Annotated in this window: 1 pseudogene; it reads left to right on the top strand. The window is 31.8% G+C overall.

The window, feature by feature from the left end:
* Window positions 1-243: pseudogene (locus U860_RS34825) on the top strand (Tn3 family transposase); the annotation flags it as partial.
* Between the last annotated feature and the right edge of the window lie 90 nt (window positions 244-333).

Below are 333 nucleotides of genomic sequence, written 5' to 3'. Positions count from 1 at the left end.
ACTTTCTTACAAACATTCGTGCATTCTTACAATTTTGTCATTTTGTAAATATATTCATCGCATTGCCTTTCGCTATTTTCTTTGAAAAACATAGTGAATTACGAGAAAGAGCGCTACAAGATCAACTTAAACCTCTTAATTAATGCAATTAGTATGTGGAATACTATTTATTTAAGTGAAGCAATAAAAGCTTTGAAGAAAAAAGAACAATTTGATGAAGAATTATTAAAACATAGTTCTCCAGTAGACTCTCTACAACCACTAGAAACAACTAAACAGTAAGAAACCGATGAGCTCTTAGCGTACGAAATTCGCGTTTTATTGGTGCTACCC

Origin of the sequence: Bacillus sp. H1a (assembly GCF_000633475.1) — a bacterium.
In the GTDB taxonomy this organism is placed as follows: Bacteria; Bacillota; Bacilli; order Bacillales; family Bacillaceae_G; genus Bacillus_A; species Bacillus_A paramycoides.
This window is presented reverse-complemented; position numbering and strand designations above follow the sequence as displayed.